Raw genomic sequence first — 17,448 nt, 5'->3', positions numbered from 1 at the left:
CCCCCGTTCGCTTACAATGACTTCTCGGCTAGCTCCATCAATTTCTCTTTCGTGAGTTCACCTTCATACTTTTCAATTACATTCCCTTCACCATCGATGACGAATGTGACAGGTAAATTATAAATGCCATAGGCTTTCTCGACTTCGCTCTTCGTGTCCATCAAGATTGGATAGTCAAGACCGACACCTAGGTCGTTAATAAAGTTATCGACACGTAGCGGCGTTTCACCGACGTTCACCGCCCAAAAATCGACGCCCATATCTTGAAGTGTTGCGTAATTTTCTTGAACGACTGGCATCTCTTTCTTACACGGTTCACAGAACGTACCCCAGAAGTTCAAGAGCATCCCTTTCCCTTCGTAGTTGTCTCGCTCATAAAGAGTCGAGCCGTCGAGTGTAACGAGTTTGAAATTCGGTGCCTCGTCCCCTGCCTCGATCCGTCCGTCATTACCGGCTTGGTCGAACAATTGCATGACGGTGATGGCTCCCGCAAAGAGAACGACCGTCATAATCATCAAGCGCCAAAATGACCTCTTTTTCTTTTTCGCGACCGCTTGTTCCATCCGGTCGTCTTTGTTTTGATCTTTTGTCATCGTTTTCACACCATCCTTCAGTTGCTATTGTACTGAAAAAACATTAAAAACGCACATTAACAGACTTTTTTCATTTTTTTGTCACACAATCTACACAATCAAAAAAATCATCCCATTTCAGGACGATTTTTTGTTGTTATTTTTTCTTCTTTTTGCCTCGTGGTTTCGGTGGAACAGTCGGGTTCGCAAGTTCACGAAGTTTACTGATTTCCTTATGCGAGAGTTCACGCCAATCGCCTGTGTTGAGACCGTCGAGCGTCAAGAAACCGAATTGTTCACGCTTCAATTTGATGACCTCCGAACCGATTGCCTCGACCATGCGACGGATTTGACGATTATGTCCTTCCGAGATGACGATTTCAAGAATTGCCGTGTTCTTTTTCTGGTCCACAGACTTCATTTTCACTTTCGCGCTACCCGTTTTAAATCCGTCATCGAGCTGAACGCCTGACTCAAGTTGTTTGATCGCCAAATAAGATGGGATATTCTTCACTTTTGCCACATAGCGCTTTTGGATTTTATATTTCGGGTGGGTCATCATGTTCGAGAACTCTCCATCGTTCGTCAAGATGATGAGTCCTGTCGTGTTATAGTCAAGACGTCCGACCGGGAAAACACGCGCGCCTGGTGGTACGAGGTCTGTGATCACTTTACGTCCTTTATCATCATCTACCGTCGACACATAGCCACTCGGTTTGTAGAGTAAGTAGTAGACATGCTCTTCTTGTTCGATTTTGACGCCGTCAACCTCGATCTCTGACTTCGGTCCGACCTTCGTCCCGAGTTCACGTACTACTTTTCCATTGACGCGAACGCGACCATCCAAAATCATTTCTTCTGCTTTTCGACGCGAGGCGACCCCCGCTTGTGCGATTACTTTTTGCAAACGTTCCATATGATTAATCCTTCTCCAATCTCTCTTCTTGCTTCGGTGATTCCTGACCGAAGAACAAATCGCCTTCGTCTGTCAGTTCATCCTCAAATGTTAATGGTGGTAGTTCCTCGAGCGAATTAAATCCGAAATGGTCGAGGAAATGCTCTGTCGTGCGATACAACTTCGCACGACCAATCGTTTTGGCACGGCCTGCCGATTCAATCAACCCTTTTGACAATAGCGTATGAATGACTCGCTCTACTTTGACGCCACGAATCTCCTCGATATCCGCTCGCGTGACCGGTTGCTTATAGGCGATGATGACGAGCGTCTCCATCGCCGCGCGTGAAAGTGCCTGCTCGGCCATCGTCCCAACATATTTTTGAATGTATGGGGACACTTCCGGAACGGTCACGAGTTTGTACACGCCTGCCGACTCCATCAGTTGGAACGGGCGGTTCGAAGTTTTGAAAGAAGCTTCTAATTTACTGAGTTGTTCTCTCGCAGCAGCCTCTGAAATATCGAGCGTCTCCGCGAGCGCACGGACTTCCATTCCTTCGTCGCCGACGACAAACAATAATCCTTCAATAATCGTTTCATAAGACAGCAACCGCTTCATCCCCTTTCTTTGATGATTCGATGAACGAGATTTGAATGTCTTGGTCAAGTTGTTTCGTTTCGACGACCCGTAGCTTGATCAGCTCAAGAAGCGCCATAAACGTTACCACGAGATCCGAGACGTTCGGTCGTTCTACAAAAAAGGCGAAAAACGAGGTTTGTCGTGTTGAGGACACATGTTCATGAAGTCTTGTCATCTGTTCTTCAAGAGTCCGCTCTTCACGTTTGATCGTCTTTTTGCGCCGCTCTTTCCAACGCTTTCGCTCAATCATTTTGGAATAGGCGTGGAGAAGATCCGAGAAGTTGAGTGGTCCGTCATATTTCGACACCTCTTCTGACATGTAGTTCGTCAAGTCTTCACCCGGTCGCGTATACAGTTCAAGACGATGTTCTTCCTGCTCACGCATGAAAACGACTGCTTCTTTATATGCTTTGTATTCAATCAATTGACGAATGAGTCCCTCACGCGTCGGTTCTTCGCTGAAGTCTGGGACATCTTCATCCTCGACCTGAACAGGCGGTAGTAACTGCTTACTCTTTAACTGGAGCAACGTCGCCGCCATGACCAAATATTCACTGGCCACGTCGAGTTCAAATTTTTGCATCGTGCGAATATAGCCGACATACTGGTCAGTGACTTCTGCCACGGAAATGTCGACGATATCAATCTCCATTTTTCCGATCAAATGGAGCAACAAGTCGAGTGGACCTTCGAACGTATCGATTTTAACGTTATAGGCTTCCATAGAGACACCTGCCATTTTACATTTTTGCGCTTTAGTATAACATGTTTTATAACACCGTGGACACGAAAGGAGAAAATTGATTCATGACCCCTTTTATTCATTATACGTTGCTTTTTGAATGTCATGCCGATTATTTCGAATGTCATGAGGTATTAGAAGAGGCGTGGCAGGCAGACGGGCGTCGTCATCACGGCTATGCGGCACTCATCCAATACGCTGTCATTCACTATCATCTTCGGCGAGACAATCTCATCGGTGCGAAAAAAAGCTTGCGACTCTTACGTCGAAAGATCGACGTCGCTGCCCCTTTTTTAAGTGAGCTTGGTCTTGATGTCGATTCGTTCATCTCCCAACTTGATGAATGGCCACTACAGACGACGCTTCCCTTAACACAAAACGTTCGTGAGACGGTCGAATCATTGAAACCGACGTTCCCGACGACGGACCTGTCTTTCGAGGAATTGGTTCATAAGCATTTGCATCGCGACCGCAGTGAAGTCATCACAGAACGGGAGTTGGCACTTTTAGAACGTCAAAGAGCGAGGAGTTAAAGTGAAACTGCTGACGAGCATTCTGTTCATCCAGCGTGACTCGATTCATGAATTCACCTCATTTACCGTGTTGTCGTGATCGCACTCTGCAACATGTAAAACCCCCGCAGTCACGCTTTGTGATTGCGGGGGTTTTTATCGTCAGACGACTAATTGATTCCATTTATCCAATAAATCGCCCGTCTTGCCTGTACCGGTTAACGTCAAATCAAGTGGAAGTACGTTTCTCACCTCGTCTAGGAGCTCGTAAGAACGTTTCTCGCCACGGAATGATGGCGACAAGGCGATATGGTCGATGACCATCGTCGTTCCTTGCTGCTCCATTCCAATGATGCCAACGAAGTCTTCATCGACTTTCCACAAATAGAGGAACTTCGACTCCTCCTCGTCGTACAATCGGACGAGTTCAAGCAAGCTAAGCGGAGATTTGTCACTGCATGAAAATGCGAGTAGACCCATCGCCGTCTTTTCATAAGAACGTTTATATTTGACCAGCATCGCTGGGTTCACCACCTTTAGTCATTCAAGTTTCACGGTGTGAAGACGTGAGAGACATGGTTCATTGTGCCATAACCTTCAGGCAAAAATCAATTCTCGTCCCAAACCTTCACTTCTGCCATCTTCGTTCCTTGACGAAGTTTGACGGCGTGCTCAAGACCAGATGTCACTTTACCGAACACTGTGTGGACACCGTCCAAGTGTGGTTGTGGCTCATGGACGATGAAGAACTGTGAAGATCCTGTGTTACGTCCAGCGTGTGCCATCGAGAGTGATCCCGCTTCGTGTTTGTGTGGGAAAGATGTCGACGTCTCACACGGAATCGTGTAACCTGCGCCACCCATTCCTGTTCCTTGTGGGCAACCGCCTTGGCTGACGAAACCAGGAATGACACGGTGGAACGTCAATCCGTTATAAAATCCGCTGTTTGCAAGCTTTTCGAAGTTTTCGACTGTAATCGGCGCCTCGTTGTGGAATAAATCAAATTCAATCATTTCGCCGTTTTCAAGTTTCATAGAACCTTTTTTCATGTTTCAAGCAACCCCTTTATCAAAATATGTATCCTACTGTTTTACACTCACATTACCCATCTTATCAAAAAAACACGTCTGTCTCCACTTTTTTTGTGGAAACAGACGTTCTGCCTTATTGAATGACAGCGTGAACGAGCGGACGTGCTTCTGGTTTTGTCGCACCAATCGTGTACGCGTGATCTAAACGTTCGACTGCTGAAGACATGTCTTCGATGTTCGAGCGGAGTACAGCAATTACATCGCCCGCCTCGACACGGTCGCCGACTTTCTTCTCGAGCGTGATACCTGCCGCGAAATCGATTTTATCTTCCTTCGTCGCCCGACCAGCTCCGAGGAGCATCGCTGCGACACCGACTTCGTCAGCAATGATCGATTCGACGTAACCCGCTTCTTTTGCGACGAACGTCGTCTCAAATGATGCTTGTGGTAATTTTGACACGTCATCGACGAGTGACGAATCTCCACCTTGTGCTTCGACGAACTTACGGAACACCTCGAGGGCATGCCCGTCAGCAATCCGTTTTTCGAGGTCTGCATACGCTTCTTCGAACGTCGGATAGAACTCACCAAGTACGGCCATGTGTCCCGCGATTGTGAGTGCGATTGTTTTCAAGTCTTCTACTTCTTTGCCCGAGAGGACTTCAATCGCTTCCTTCACTTCGTTTGCATTCCCGATTTCAAAACCGAGTGGTTGGTCCATGTCTGTGATGACAGCGACTGTCTTCCGACCGACATTCTTCCCGATTGCGACCATCTCTTCTGCAAGAGCTTTCGCATCATCGAACGACTTCATGAACGCACCAGAACCCGTCTTGACGTCGAGGACAATACTGTCAGCTCCAGCCGCAATCTTTTTCGACATGATCGAGCTAGCGATGAGCGGAATCGACTCAACCGTCGCCGTTACATCACGGAGTGCATAGAGACGTTTGTCCGCAGGCGTCAAGTTCCCTGTTTGACCGATAATCGACATCTTAATGTCGTTTACTTGTTTTGTGAATTGTTCTTCTGTCAATTCTACGTTAAAGCCTGGGAATGATTCGAGTTTATCGATCGTACCACCTGTATGACCGAGACCACGACCACTCATTTTGGCAACTGGAATTCCGATTGACGCAACGAGTGGTGCGACGATCAAGCTGATCTTGTCACCGACTCCGCCCGTTGAGTGTTTATCGACTTTCTTCCCTTCGATGTTCGAAAGATCGATCGTATCGCCTGACTTCACCATTTCCATCGTCAAGGCTGCCGTCTCGTTTTCAGTCATCCCATTGAAGTAGATGGCCATCGACAATGCCGACATCTGATAGTCAGGAATCGTTTCGTTCGTAAACCCTTCCACGACGAAGCGAATCTCCTCTTCGTTCAATTCTCCACCGTTACGTTTTTTCAAAATCAAATCGACCATACGCATAGCTGTCGTCCTCCTAGAAATAAGTTACTTACATACTTTTAATCGTGCCGCGAACGAGTGAAAGGAAGTCTTGACGAACACGTTCTGTCGTTTCAATGACTTCTTCATGGTTAAGTGGTTGATCTAAAATACCAGCTGCCATGTTCGATACACACGAAATCCCGAGGACGCGCATATCCGAGTGACGTGCAACGATGACTTCTGGGACCGTCGACATTCCGACGACATCTCCACCGAGAAGACGTGCCATTTTTACTTCGGCTGGCGTCTCGTAAGTCGGACCCGTGTTCCCGAAGTAAACCCCTTTTTGTACGGAGAGACCGAGGTCTGAAGCGACGCGCTCTGTCAATTTCACGAGTTCTTTATCATACGCTTCCGACATATCTGGGAAGCGCGTTCCGAATTCGCTCGCATTTTTCCCGATGAGTGGGCTCGTTCCGAAGAAGTTGATGTGATCTGTGATAATCATCAAATCTCCAGGATTGAACGACTCGTTACAAGCGCCCGCAGCGTTCGTGACGATGAGTGTCTCGACACCGATCAATTTGAGGACACGAACCGGGAACGTGACTTGTTCCATCGAGTATCCTTCATAGAAGTGGAACCGTCCTTGCATCGCGACGACGCGCTTTCCTTCAAGTTCCCCGAACACGAGTTGTCCTGCATGTCCTTCGACGGTTGATACCGGGAAGTGCGGAATCTCCTCGTAAGGGATTGCAACCGGGTTCTCAATTTCGTCCGCAAGGACCCCAAGACCTGACCCGAGAATAAGTCCGATTTCTGGTGTATCACCCATACGCTCCTGCAAAAACGCTTTTGTTTCGTTCCAATTTACCATGAATGTTGCCTCCTCAAATTTCGTTTAAGAAACTCTTTCCGTTTGATGGTGCTTCAACGTCAAAGTTGTCAGCCACTGTCGCACCGATATCTGCGAACGTACCACGAATGCCTAAATCAACTGCTTTCGCTCCATTGTGATGAACGATGAGCGGGACGTATTCACGTGTGTGATCAGTTCCAGCGTGTACTGGATCGTTCCCATGGTCCGCAGTGATGATGAGTAAATCGTCTTCACGAAGACGTTCCATTACTTCTGGTAGACGAGCATCGTATTCTTCAAGGGCAATCGCATAGCCTTCAGGATCACGACGATGACCGAACAAAGCGTCAAAGTCTACCAAGTTCAAGAAGCAAAGTCCTTCGAAGTCTTCCTCGAGGGAATCGACCAACTTGTCCATCCCGTCCATGTTCGATTTCGTACGGATTGCTTTCGTCACGCCTTCGCCATCGTAGATATCACTGATTTTGCCGAGGGCGATCACATCTTTCCCTGCTTCTTCAAGCGTGTTCATGACTGTCTTACCAAAAGGTTTGAGTGCGTAGTCATGACGATTTGCCGTACGTACCCAAGCACCTGGCGTGCCGATGAACGGACGAGCGATAATGCGGCCGAGCATATATGGATCTTCACGTGTGATTTCACGCGCGTATTCACAAATTCGGTACAACTCGTCGATCGGCACAATTTCTTCATGTGCAGCGATTTGTAGAACCGAGTCTGCAGATGTATAAACGATGAGCGCACCTGTCTCGACATGTTCTTCGCCGAGCTCGTCTAAGATAGCTGTCCCCGATGCCGGTTTGTTCCCGATCACTTTACGGCCACTGAACTCTTCAAGACGATGAATCAAATCATCCGGAAACTCTTCAAAGACACGGAACGGTGTCTCGATATGAAGGCCCATGATTTCCCAGTGACCTGTCATCGTATCTTTACCAGCCGAGATTTCTTCCATACGACCATATGCACTCGGTGTCTCCGATGCGTCGATCCCTTGAATCGGCTTAATGTTCGCGAGTCCGAGTTTTCCCATGTTCGGCATGTTCAACCCGTTATGCTCACGAGCGATATGTCCGAGCGTGTCCGCCCCTTTGTCACCGAATTGTTCGGCATCTGGTGCTTCACCGATCCCAACCGAGTCCATGACGACTAAGAATATACGTTTAAACTTCTTCACAAAAAATTCCTCCTTTTCGGTGTCTAAGCACGAGGGTGATGCTTGCGATACACATCATGTAACCGCGATTTATTGACGTGTGTGTACACTTGCGTCGTCGCTAAATCCGCATGACCGAGCATCTGTTGAATGGCACGTAAGTCCGCACCGTTCTCGAGTAAGTGTGTCGCAAAGGAATGACGGAGTACGTGAGGTGTGATCTCCTTGTCGATTCCAGCAAGCTTGGCACGTCGTTTGATCATCTTCCAAAATCCTTGACGACTGAGCCGTCCTCCTCTGCCATTTAAAAAGAGCGCTTCGGTTTCTCTGCCGCCAAGACCGTTACGAGCTTGTTGAATATATCGCTCGACAAACCCTTGCGCGACGGACGAGACCGGAATGATTCGAGCGCGCTCGCCTTTCCCTTCACATTGTAGATACCCCAATTCGAACTGCAAATCATCCAAATCAAGACCTAAAAGTTCACTGACCCGCATTCCTGTACCATAAAGTAGCTCGAGCATCGCCCGGTCTCGAAGCGAGAGCGGATCGGATGTCGGTACACTATCCAAGAGACGTTCTACTTCCCCTTGCGACCAAGTATCGGGAAGGTGTTTCTCTGCTTTTGGCGACTCTAGATAAAGAGATGGATCGGTCGTTGTGACCCCAGTCATTTTTAGATGATGATGGAACATCCGGATTGAACTGACGGCCCGTCTTAACGACGACGAGGCACGACCAGCCTGTGACAGTTCTTCGATATGTTTGACGATATGGGAACGCGTCACATCGTTCCAATCTTCCACCCCCAACTGGGTCAAGGTCGATGCGTACTGCGTCAAATCGCTCGCATACGCCTGTCTCGTGTTTGCGGACATCCGCTTTTCAACCGTCATGTACTGAAGAAATGACTCGATATGCGAACGCATCATACCCTCCTCCTTCCTCGTTTCACCTGAATACGCTTACAGCATATCACTTATGTAAACTGTTGTGAAGATGTCTGACCTCATTTTTTAATCACTTTTTTGTGACAAAATAACAGTGACTATTTTTTCTTATGAGTACAACAAAAAACCATCCTCATTCAAGGATGGTTTGCATGTAAGATTAACCGTTGATGACTGCTTTATGACCTTCAAGCGTGACGCCTTTTGCTTGGCATACTTTACAGATGCCATGAAACGTCAAGCGATGGTCTTTAATGAGAAATTCGTATTTGCTCTCGACTTTTTTCTCGACATCGACGAGCAAGTCTTCCATGATTTCCTCGACCGATCCGCATTCGACACAGACGAGATGGTGGTGCGAATGATTCGCGCCTTCCGGACGCAAGTCAAAGCGTGCGACCCCGTCGCCGAAATTGACTTTATCCACGACACCAAGCTCGGTCAGTAACTCGAGTGTTCGATATACTGTGGCGAGTCCGATTTCTGGTGCGATGCTCTTGACGAGCATAAAGACGTTCTCCGCACTCAAATGGTCACTCTCATTCTCAAGTAAGATGCGAACCGTCGATTCACGTTGTGGTGTCAATTTATATCCTTTGGCGCTCAATTGCTGTTTAATTCGTTCAATTCGCGTTTCCATAAGGCGCCCCCTCTTTACATAGTTCACTACACAAAGCATACCGAAGTTTTAATCAATTTTCAATTTAAAATCATTACTATGTAAGTTTACCATATAAAAATTTAGATTAGAATTATTTTAATCTGGACAATTGCCACCATTGAATCGCCATGATTGTCTTCGCATCAGTGATGATCCCTCTGTCTAGCAAATCGACGACCTCATCAAAGCTATAACGTTTCACATTTAAAAATTCATCTTCATCTAAATTCATCTCGCCAGCTGATAATCCCTTTGCGACAAAGACATCGACGCGTTCACTGCAAAAACCTGGTGCCCCATAGAAAGAAAAGATTTTTTCAAGCGACTCTGCCGAATATCCGGTCTCTTCTGCTAATTCACGTTCGGCACTCGCCACCGGATCTTCTCCCTTTTCGAGTTTTCCGGCAGGGATTTCAAGTGACATCGACTCGAACGCCTTACGATACTGCTCCACCATGACGATGTTGTCCGATTCATCGATGACGAGCACGGCGACGGCCCCATTGTGATAGACGAGTTCACGCACAGACGTGTTTCCATTCGGAAGGGAGACGACGTGCTTTTCCACATCGAAAATCTTACCTTGATAGATGACTTCCCGCTCAATCGTTTTTTCTTCCATATGATTACTCCTCACTTTTCGATATACTCTGATTATGAGTCAAACCAACATTTCGAACAAGGAGGAATCCATATGAGTGAACTCGGACTCGGAACGATGACGATTTTGAAGCATGGAGAGACTGAGGCGAAGAAAATTCTGGAGACTGCGATTCAGTCCGGCATTCGCCATATCGATACAGCAGATGTCTATGCACGACAAGCTGTCGAGCGCGTGATCGGGGAAACATTAGGTCAGGAACGAAAACACCTTTTTTTAGCGAGTAAAGGCGGAAACGAACTGACCGAGGACGGCATGCGCTGGAATCCTAATCCATCCTACTTAGAGGAAGCGTTACACGGATCGCTCGAACGATTGCAAACAGATTACCTCGATTTATACTATATTCACGGCGGTACGCTTGAGGATGACCTCGACGCAACGATTGAATGGGCACAAAAACAAAAGCACGATGGTCTCATCCGACAAATCGGACTCTCATCGATTCGACCGAATGTCATCAACTATTGGGTCGAGTCCGGTGCTCTCGATGTGCTCATGACGCCATATTCAGTTCTTGACCGACGACCAGAAACGCTTGAGACGTCGATTCCTATCGTTGGACGTGGTGTTCTTGCCAAAGGACTCTTGACAGATGAATGGGAGACACGTCTAGGCGATAAAGGATTCGAGGCGTGGCGAAAAGAGGAACTTGCAAGTGAATTGGCGATGATGCCTAAACCGATTCAGGCGTATGCACTCGCAGCCGCGAAACGCTTCTGTGACGTCGTCTTGCCCGGTGCCTCTTCAGTCAAGCAGTTGAAGGAGACGATTCGTGCATTCGAGACTGAAGTCGATGAAGAAGTGCTAGACCGACTACTCGCCCGTCTACCGATTCATCCTTATACAAAACACGTGACCTGATCTGTTCAGGTCACGTGTTTTTCATTACGCGCTTTAATCTGTTCAATCGCCCAGTCTGCCCATCCGGCATAGTTTTCCATCATCCGAATCGCATATTCACTCGTTAACAAATAGCCGAGCGTATCTTCATCGGATTGATGTTCTTCCTGAAACATCCGAATTTGTTGAGCGACTTGTTCGTGATGGGCTTTTGTCTCTTCGATATATCGAACCGCTTCTTCGACCGGTAACAATTGAAGCAAACTGACTCGCAACAGATTCTCATCTTTCATTTTTGGTTGAAACGATGTCGGTTGCCGAAGCCAATTGATCAACTCTTCACGTCCTTGATCCGTGATCGAATATATTTTCTTATCTGGCAACTCCTGTTGCGAAATATGCTCCGCTGAGACAAGTGCATCTTCTTCCATCTTTAACAGTTCCCGATAAATCTGTGTATGATGTGCGTTCCAAAAATGAATCATCTGCGCCTTGAACGTCGCGTTCAGGGCGTACCCGGTCGCAGGCTGATGGGTCAATAACCCGAGCAATGCGTGACGTAACGCCATATCCATCACCTTTTCCTTATCATGCTATTTTTATAAGTGTATCACATTCTTCTATGGATTCGAGAATGCCAATCTGTTGACGACTCGTTTAAAACCCGACAAAATAGATAGAAGAAAGGAGAGTTGTCTATGCAACCGATTCATTCATCACAACAATTTGACGAAGCTACTAAAAATCATGGAATGGTGGTCTTCACCACATCATGGTGCCCGGACTGCAAACGTCTGGACATGTATGTCGACGAGCTCGTCAAAGACTATCCACAGTTTAACTGGCATGTCGTCGACCGCGACGAACTCCCAGAATTATCTGATGCACAAGAAGTTCGCGGCATCCCTTCACTTCTTTATTATAAAGACGGGGTAAAACAAGAACACCTCCACTCGGCGAACGCCAAGACGGAGATGCAAATCCGTTCATTCCTCGATACGATTCAAGCATGACCTGATTCCTGCAGACCATTCGGCTGCAGGATTTTTTGTACACGCATCTGTCATTTTCGATTATACTGTAAGAAATATCCAAACGAGAGTGGTGAATGAATATGACAAGTACTCGCTTTTTCACAGGGTTATGTTTGACCATTTTGATGTTAACCGGTTGTATGCACCCATCGACTTCGTCATCTACATATTCTGATGATGAAGCGGACGCCATCAAAAGTGCCGTTTTATTTTTGGAGCAGATGGACTGGCTGCCGGGAAATGAAGATTCGAAACAAGCCACGATTCAATCGATCAAGGTCGATGATCGTTATGAGCTACTCGACTCACAATTTAAAGAAACACACGCTTGGCTCATCACATTTCCAACTGATTCGCAGCGCACGATTGAAATTCCACACGTGCTCGTCGATCCTGAATCAAACGAAGTGATCGGTTATTTGCCGAGTGAATGAAACATCTCACCATCCACTAATTATAATGACGTACATATCGCGAGTCGATGAATCGCTTCAAATAATATGGAAGTCGTCCATGCCACGTGAATCGTCCGAATGTCAACAATGCATGTCCTGATGTCGTCAATAAAATATTCATCGATTGACGCTTCCGAAAAGGTCGGGTCGTTTCACCGAGTAACCGCTTGGCGACATAACGCCCCGACCTGACAGCATCGACACCCCCATTCAAATCAGATGCCATGTCTCCGGTCACATAAATCGTTCTGAACTGGTCATGGCGCAAATATGCATCCGTCTCGATGAACCTGTCTGGTTTAGCGAGTCCGGACTCAGCCCACCATTCAACGGGAACAACGCCAGTCGCATCTAGTAATAGTCCTTCTGATTCGTCACTTTGAATCTGTTGTTTCACGACCATGATGCCTGACTTCACTAAAAGACGTTCGATTTGTTTTCTAGTGTGAGCCGGCGCCTCTGGCAAGATCCGTTTTGCATATAGCGTCACGTTCTTCGTCCGAGCGCAAGTGAACGCCAATTCCACCCCAGCCTTCCCCCCACCGACGATTATCACTTCCTGACTCAAATCGATCTGTTCGAGTAGAGCTTGTGTCATCGGTTTAAGTGGTGTCCCAATTCCCCTGCTTTTTGCACCCGTCGCGAGCACGAGTTGATCGTAGAGAATCGACCCCTTTTCCGTTTGTACGGTCTGCTCGTGAGGATCAATCGAGATGACCCGTTTTGCGACCGGTTCAAGTTGAGGTGGCCTCACAGTGGCGGTCGGCATCAGTTTCGCAATGACTTGTGGAAACGCACCAGTATACACCGTCTGTCTTCCTCCGATGAATCGAACTTCGTAGTGCTCTTGAATCTCATCTAAACGATCAAGAATCTCAAGTTGACCGTGACCAAGTCCTGCCAACACTAATGTTGGTTTCATCGCAAAATCCTCCGCGCCTCAATGAAACGTTGTGTAATCGTCATCACTTCAAGCAACAAAAAGATGAGTGCGATTCCACCAACCCAGTTCGGGAAGAGAATCATCAATGTGAATAAGATGAAACATTCTGTTCGTTCGATGATTCCTGGTTGATAATAAAATGTCTTTTCCGATTTCCTTGAACTACTTGCCCCGACAGCTAAAAATAGTGTCATCGCAATGACGAACGAGGCAATCAAGATTAGAAAGATTGGCATATATTCCGGGTAACGAAGTGCGAGGGCAATCACGACCGATAGTTCGACAAACCGGTCTAACACGAGGTCGAGTACCGTTCCAAAACCACTCGTTTTAGATTTTCGGGCCATCGTCCCGTCTAATACATCAAACAAACCAGAGAGCCACAATAAGATGACGGCAGTCCAGTGCATGTCATTATAAATAAAGATTCCTGTTGAGACTCCTATTATTCCACCAAGGATCGTCACTTCATTCGGTGTGAAGTTCCACTTGAGCAGTCGATCCGCGCCTCGTTCTATGACAGGTTGTACGTAACGACTTCCGTACGTATCGAGCATATTATCCCTCCTTTCGTTTGATTCGATACATCATTCCGATTTGGAACGATTCTTCCGTCGATAACATGACCGACCGTCCATCCTCAAAATGATATTCGCCGAAGCACTGACCGAACCGATAAATTTTTTTCATCAGTTGCACCGGTTCACCGGCCGTTTCAGATACTTCGACTTCAGCCAACGGACGCAGTTCGCCCTCAAGCATCACAAAATCTCCGAAGCCAGGTGCGGTGTCGTATAATTGCTCGACTGTTCCTGTCCTCGTCACTTCGCCTGATTCGAGTAACGTCACTCGGTCTGCCATGAGCATCGCCTCTTCCCGGTCATGGGTGACAAGAATCGCTGTGAGTTTGAGTTCTTTCACTAAATCACGAATAAAGCGCTGCAGGTCGACTTTTAATTTTGGGTCTAAGTTTGTGAACGGTTCATCCAGTAAAAGAAGTTCTGGTTCTGCCGCTAGCGCTCGCGCGAGACTGACGCGTTGCTGCTCGCCACCAGACAGTTCGTGTATCTCGGCATCGTAACGGTCACCAAGGCGAACGACTTGTAACCACTCTTCCGCTTGTTTACGTGAACGGCTACGTGTCGCGAGCGTGACATTTTCTCCTACCGTCAGATGAGGAAACAACAAAGCAGACTGCGATAGCATCGTCACGCGTCGCTTGTGTGCCGGGATATTAAGCAAAGATTTATTATTCCACAATACGTCTCCCCCATCAGTCGTCTCTAACCCTGCGATAATTCGTAAAATCGTCGACTTGCCTGAGCCACTCACCCCGACAATCGCATGAATATCATGAGGCTGAACCTCAAAATCGACACTATTTAGTATTTGTCTTGTTCCAAATTGTTTCCGTATCGCTTTTACATTCAAACTCATTGCAGACGTCCTTTCAACATGCGCACCATCCACCGACTCCATCCTGAGAGCAGGAAGTAGATCAAGACGGGGAAAAAGATGAGCATCCATGTGTTCGAGAGCGCGAGGCTCAGATTGTTTCCGGCATAAGATTGATATAGTTCTGTCGTCACCGTCGGAATCAACCCAGCGCCAATCAGCTGGATGAGCGCAAATTGGCTTAGCAAAATGACGGTCGTGAACAGGGCGATTGTTCTCATTGTTCGAGAGAAGAGCGGAAACAACACGTAAACGAAGCGTCGTCTCATCGGCAATAATCGTGCCTGTTCTAAGAGTGGACGACCGATGACGGCCATTCCGTTATAGGCAAGACGAATCGAATAAGGTAACGTCACGACGAGCAAGCCGAGCGAGACGCCGATATACGTTCCAATCAGCCCAGCTTCTGCCAAGATGAGATATAGACCAAATAATGTAGCGAGCATCGGAATGAACAACGGTAAAAATACAAGCCATTCCAAAATGTACCGCCATTTCGATTCTGTCCATAAGAGCCACCAGGCAAATGCCGTCGCGAGCCACACGTTGATCGCGGATAATAGGACGATTAGTCCAATCGAATGAAAAATAGCTTCTCTGTTTTCAAATTCGATCGCCGGAATCGCTAAAAACAGACTGACGAATGGGATTAAGACCAGTGAGATGATGAGCACTTGACGAATCATCGTCTCACCCCCCGTTCAATCCGTCTCCGAACGGATGCGGTGAAGAAGTAAGTCGTGAATACGCCAATTCCGACTAGACATGTCCACACGAGCGCTACCGCGTATGGCTCTGTCGCCTCCAAATATAGTCCTGTAGACAGTCGTTCGTATGCGAGCACGCCAAGTAGTTTCGGATAGGTCACACCAAGTAATGCCGGCACCTCGTATGCGAACGAGATAAAGGCGACTAGAATCCATGTCGAATCGAGTAACGGTTTAATCAAAAACGGGAGCTCTCCATGCTTAAACTGGTCAAGCGGTGAGAGTTGGAGTGTCTTCGCCGTCTCTACATAACTCCGATTCAACTGTTCATACGTTCCGAGCATCATTAGAAAAACAAACGGTGTCTCCTTCCATATGTATGTGAGGATGACCGTCGCATAATTCCGCTCGTTCGCTTCAATCCACCCGATACCGCCCGACCCGCTAAACAATAGCCAAAACAAATAGGCAGCGGCGATATGTGGGACGAACATCGGGATTTTCAGTATGGTCGATGTGAGGTGCCATCCTTTTTTAACGACCGTTCGCGCGAACCACGTTCCGAGGATGAGCGATAGGACTGTCGACACACTGACGACATAAAATGTCGTGAATAAGCTATCTCGCCACGTCTCATCCGACAACAGCACCCGCCAATCCGTCCCGATTGATTCGACCCCTAAAAAGACGAGGGCGGCGAGTGGCAAAAGGGATACGAGAATTGTTAATGCGACACTACTTCGCAACACGTGGCCATTCCTCGCGGACGGTATCAATCACGTCTGGTCCGTAATCTGGAATCGAACGTTCGAGTAACTGTTCAGGGTCCGGATACGTCACGCCATCTCCAAGTTCTTCGAACGCTTGCTGGTCTCGCTCGTCAAGCTTCGTCAAATCGAGCGATGTCCCATCTCCCCAATAGTCAGGTCCTTGTTTGACGAGCTGTGCTTCAGGCGACAATAATTCTTGAATGAGGACGAGTGCCCCATCCGGATTAGGAGCATTGAACGGGATTGCCAAAAAGTGCGTCGAGGCAATCGAGTGATCTAAGACGAGGGCACGTGTCTCTTTCGGGAAGATGCCTTCCTTCACTTCCGCTTCGGCTCGGCGCTCATTGAATCCCATCGTCATCCAAACATCTCCGGATGCATATAACTGATCGAGTTGCTCGAGCGTCTTCGGATACGTCTGTCCTTCTTTCCATAAGTTCGGTGACCAAACTTTCAAGTCATCCCAGAACGACTCCTCAATGGTTGCATTTTTGTCTAACTCATCTCCATAACGTTCATATAAAAGATGGCGAACGAATGCATTGCCGGTGAAATCGGTGACTTCAGGATACGTGAAACGACCTGGGTTGTCTTCGGTCCAGCGACGTAATTCTTCAAACGATTCCGGAGGATCATCGACTTTCGCTGCGTCATAATGCAAGATAAACTGTACATTTCCCCATGCGAGTTCCAAATCATCCGTCGGCGTGCCGGCATCTGATTGTTGAGCCGTCTCATTCAACAATTTGGCGTTTGGGATACGTTCCATCAATCCGTCACGCAAAAGTTTAGCTTCTTTCGCATTTCGGAAATTATCGCCATTAATCCAGACGACATCGATCGTCCCGACCTCTCGATCCGCTTTTTGATCGAGTGAGAGCTGTCGAATGAATTCGGCCGTATCCATCGCGACACGATTCAATTCGACCTCATAAGATTCCTCAAGGCGAGGGGCGACGTAGTCATCAATGTAGCTGTTAATCCCCTCGTCTCCACCCCACATATATAGATTGACGGTCGACCCTTTTGCTGACTCAGTCGCCGCTTCAAATGAGTCCGAGAACTCGACCTGCTCTTCATTCCCACATGCTGCAACAAACGCGAGCATACACGTTGCGAGCAAGATTCTCCATTTCTTCATCGTT

General features: G+C 47.5%; 23 protein-coding genes. 4 read left to right on the top strand and 19 right to left on the bottom strand.

Annotated elements, in window-relative coordinates:
* Positions 1-11 precede the first annotated feature (11 nt).
* The 4 genes from KNO85_RS05670 to KNO85_RS05655 all read right to left on the bottom strand — a co-directional run bounded on the left by KNO85_RS05670 (position 12) and on the right by KNO85_RS05655 (position 2,831).
* Positions 12-593, bottom strand: coding sequence for a redoxin domain-containing protein (locus KNO85_RS05670; RefSeq protein ID WP_214787656.1), 582 nt, complete (start codon positions 591-593; stop codon positions 12-14).
* 136 nt (positions 594-729) lie between these two features.
* Complete coding sequence (locus tag KNO85_RS05665) at positions 730-1,488, bottom strand: pseudouridine synthase (RefSeq protein ID WP_214787653.1); 759 nt, start codon at positions 1,486-1,488, stop codon at positions 730-732.
* A gap of 4 nt (positions 1,489-1,492) precedes the next feature.
* A complete protein-coding gene (gene scpB, locus KNO85_RS05660; protein ID WP_214787650.1) occupies positions 1,493-2,086 on the bottom strand; it encodes an SMC-Scp complex subunit ScpB in 594 nt (197 codons plus the stop codon).
* Positions 2,064-2,831: a segregation/condensation protein A gene (locus KNO85_RS05655; RefSeq protein ID WP_214692804.1), complete on the bottom strand. Its 768-nt coding sequence runs from the start codon at positions 2,829-2,831 to the stop codon at positions 2,064-2,066. The genes scpB and KNO85_RS05655 overlap by 23 nt, the downstream gene beginning before the upstream one ends.
* Positions 2,832-2,914: 83 nt before the next feature.
* Between KNO85_RS05655 and KNO85_RS05650 the strand changes: the two genes are divergently transcribed.
* Positions 2,915-3,382: a DUF309 domain-containing protein gene (locus KNO85_RS05650; RefSeq protein ID WP_214787647.1), complete on the top strand. Its 468-nt coding sequence runs from the start codon at positions 2,915-2,917 to the stop codon at positions 3,380-3,382.
* 141 nt (positions 3,383-3,523) lie between these two features.
* Here KNO85_RS05650 and KNO85_RS05645 read toward each other — a convergent pair whose 3' ends face one another.
* The 8 genes from KNO85_RS05645 to KNO85_RS05610 all read right to left on the bottom strand — a co-directional run bounded on the left by KNO85_RS05645 (position 3,524) and on the right by KNO85_RS05610 (position 10,057).
* Positions 3,524-3,880, bottom strand: coding sequence for a GNAT family N-acetyltransferase (locus tag KNO85_RS05645; protein ID WP_214787644.1), 357 nt, complete (start codon positions 3,878-3,880; stop codon positions 3,524-3,526).
* 89 nt (positions 3,881-3,969) lie between these two features.
* Entirely contained in the window at positions 3,970-4,410 is a 441-nt protein-coding gene (locus tag KNO85_RS05640; protein ID WP_214787641.1) for a peptidylprolyl isomerase, read from the bottom strand.
* 115 nt (positions 4,411-4,525) lie between these two features.
* Positions 4,526-5,827 carry a pyrimidine-nucleoside phosphorylase gene (locus tag KNO85_RS05635; protein ID WP_214787638.1) on the bottom strand — a complete coding sequence of 434 codons (1,302 nt, stop codon included), beginning with the start codon at positions 5,825-5,827 and terminating at the stop codon, positions 4,526-4,528.
* Between the two features lie 28 nt (positions 5,828-5,855).
* On the bottom strand, positions 5,856-6,665 hold the full coding sequence (locus KNO85_RS05630; RefSeq protein WP_214740965.1) for a purine-nucleoside phosphorylase: 810 nt from the start codon (positions 6,663-6,665) through the stop codon (positions 5,856-5,858).
* 13 nt (positions 6,666-6,678) lie between these two features.
* Positions 6,679-7,845: a phosphopentomutase gene (deoB, locus tag KNO85_RS05625; RefSeq protein WP_214787635.1), complete on the bottom strand. Its 1,167-nt coding sequence runs from the start codon at positions 7,843-7,845 to the stop codon at positions 6,679-6,681.
* A gap of 23 nt (positions 7,846-7,868) precedes the next feature.
* A complete protein-coding gene (gene xerD / locus KNO85_RS05620; RefSeq protein WP_214787632.1) occupies positions 7,869-8,753 on the bottom strand; it encodes a site-specific tyrosine recombinase XerD in 885 nt (294 codons plus the stop codon).
* A gap of 181 nt (positions 8,754-8,934) precedes the next feature.
* On the bottom strand, positions 8,935-9,414 hold the full coding sequence (gene fur / locus KNO85_RS05615; RefSeq protein WP_012726507.1) for a ferric iron uptake transcriptional regulator: 480 nt from the start codon (positions 9,412-9,414) through the stop codon (positions 8,935-8,937).
* 112 nt (positions 9,415-9,526) lie between these two features.
* Positions 9,527-10,057 (bottom strand): NUDIX hydrolase, encoded by a 531-nt coding sequence (locus KNO85_RS05610; protein ID WP_214787629.1) that lies wholly within the window; start codon positions 10,055-10,057, stop codon positions 9,527-9,529.
* A 72-nt stretch (positions 10,058-10,129) separates the two neighbouring features.
* Between KNO85_RS05610 and KNO85_RS05605 the strand changes: the two genes are divergently transcribed.
* On the top strand, positions 10,130-10,960 hold the full coding sequence (locus KNO85_RS05605; protein ID WP_214787627.1) for an aldo/keto reductase: 831 nt from the start codon (positions 10,130-10,132) through the stop codon (positions 10,958-10,960).
* Between the two features lie 5 nt (positions 10,961-10,965).
* On the opposite strand, the gene KNO85_RS05600 is transcribed toward KNO85_RS05605, so the two are convergent.
* Complete coding sequence (locus KNO85_RS05600) at positions 10,966-11,508, bottom strand: PadR family transcriptional regulator (protein WP_214787625.1); 543 nt, start codon at positions 11,506-11,508, stop codon at positions 10,966-10,968.
* A 129-nt stretch (positions 11,509-11,637) separates the two neighbouring features.
* Here KNO85_RS05600 and KNO85_RS05595 point away from each other — a divergent pair, with 129 nt between their 5' ends.
* Together KNO85_RS05595 and KNO85_RS05590 are read left to right on the top strand one after the other, a co-directional pair.
* A complete protein-coding gene (locus KNO85_RS05595) occupies positions 11,638-11,952 on the top strand; it encodes a thioredoxin family protein (RefSeq protein WP_214787623.1) in 315 nt (104 codons plus the stop codon).
* 95 nt (positions 11,953-12,047) lie between these two features.
* Positions 12,048-12,407, top strand: coding sequence for a hypothetical protein (locus tag KNO85_RS05590; RefSeq protein WP_214787621.1), 360 nt, complete (start codon positions 12,048-12,050; stop codon positions 12,405-12,407).
* Positions 12,408-12,423: 16 nt separating this feature from the next.
* Here KNO85_RS05590 and KNO85_RS05585 read toward each other — a convergent pair whose 3' ends face one another.
* The 6 genes from KNO85_RS05585 to KNO85_RS05560 are packed head-to-tail and all read right to left on the bottom strand — an operon-like array spanning position 12,424 to position 17,444.
* Positions 12,424-13,350, bottom strand: a complete 927-nt coding sequence (locus KNO85_RS05585) for an NAD(P)/FAD-dependent oxidoreductase (RefSeq protein ID WP_214787620.1) — start codon at positions 13,348-13,350, stop codon at positions 12,424-12,426.
* Complete coding sequence (locus KNO85_RS05580; RefSeq protein ID WP_214787618.1) at positions 13,347-13,928, bottom strand: CDP-alcohol phosphatidyltransferase family protein; 582 nt, start codon at positions 13,926-13,928, stop codon at positions 13,347-13,349. The genes KNO85_RS05585 and KNO85_RS05580 overlap by 4 nt, the downstream gene beginning before the upstream one ends.
* A gap of 1 nt (position 13,929) precedes the next feature.
* Positions 13,930-14,808 (bottom strand): ABC transporter ATP-binding protein, encoded by an 879-nt coding sequence (locus tag KNO85_RS05575; protein WP_214787615.1) that lies wholly within the window; start codon positions 14,806-14,808, stop codon positions 13,930-13,932.
* Positions 14,805-15,512, bottom strand: a complete 708-nt coding sequence (locus KNO85_RS05570) for an ABC transporter permease subunit (RefSeq protein ID WP_214787613.1) — start codon at positions 15,510-15,512, stop codon at positions 14,805-14,807. Before KNO85_RS05570 ends, KNO85_RS05575 begins: the two co-directional genes overlap by 4 nt.
* Positions 15,509-16,282: an ABC transporter permease gene (locus tag KNO85_RS05565; RefSeq protein ID WP_214787611.1), complete on the bottom strand. Its 774-nt coding sequence runs from the start codon at positions 16,280-16,282 to the stop codon at positions 15,509-15,511. Before KNO85_RS05565 ends, KNO85_RS05570 begins: the two co-directional genes overlap by 4 nt.
* Positions 16,269-17,444, bottom strand: a complete 1,176-nt coding sequence (locus KNO85_RS05560; protein ID WP_214787609.1) for an ABC transporter substrate-binding protein — start codon at positions 17,442-17,444, stop codon at positions 16,269-16,271. Before KNO85_RS05560 ends, KNO85_RS05565 begins: the two co-directional genes overlap by 14 nt.
* Positions 17,445-17,448 lie beyond the last annotated feature (4 nt).

The organism is Exiguobacterium sp. s124 (genome assembly GCF_018617485.1).
Lineage (GTDB): Bacteria > Bacillota > Bacilli > Exiguobacteriales > Exiguobacteriaceae > Exiguobacterium > Exiguobacterium aestuarii.
The sequence above is the reverse complement of the archived record's forward strand: the minus strand, read 5'-3'. Positions and strand labels throughout refer to the sequence as shown.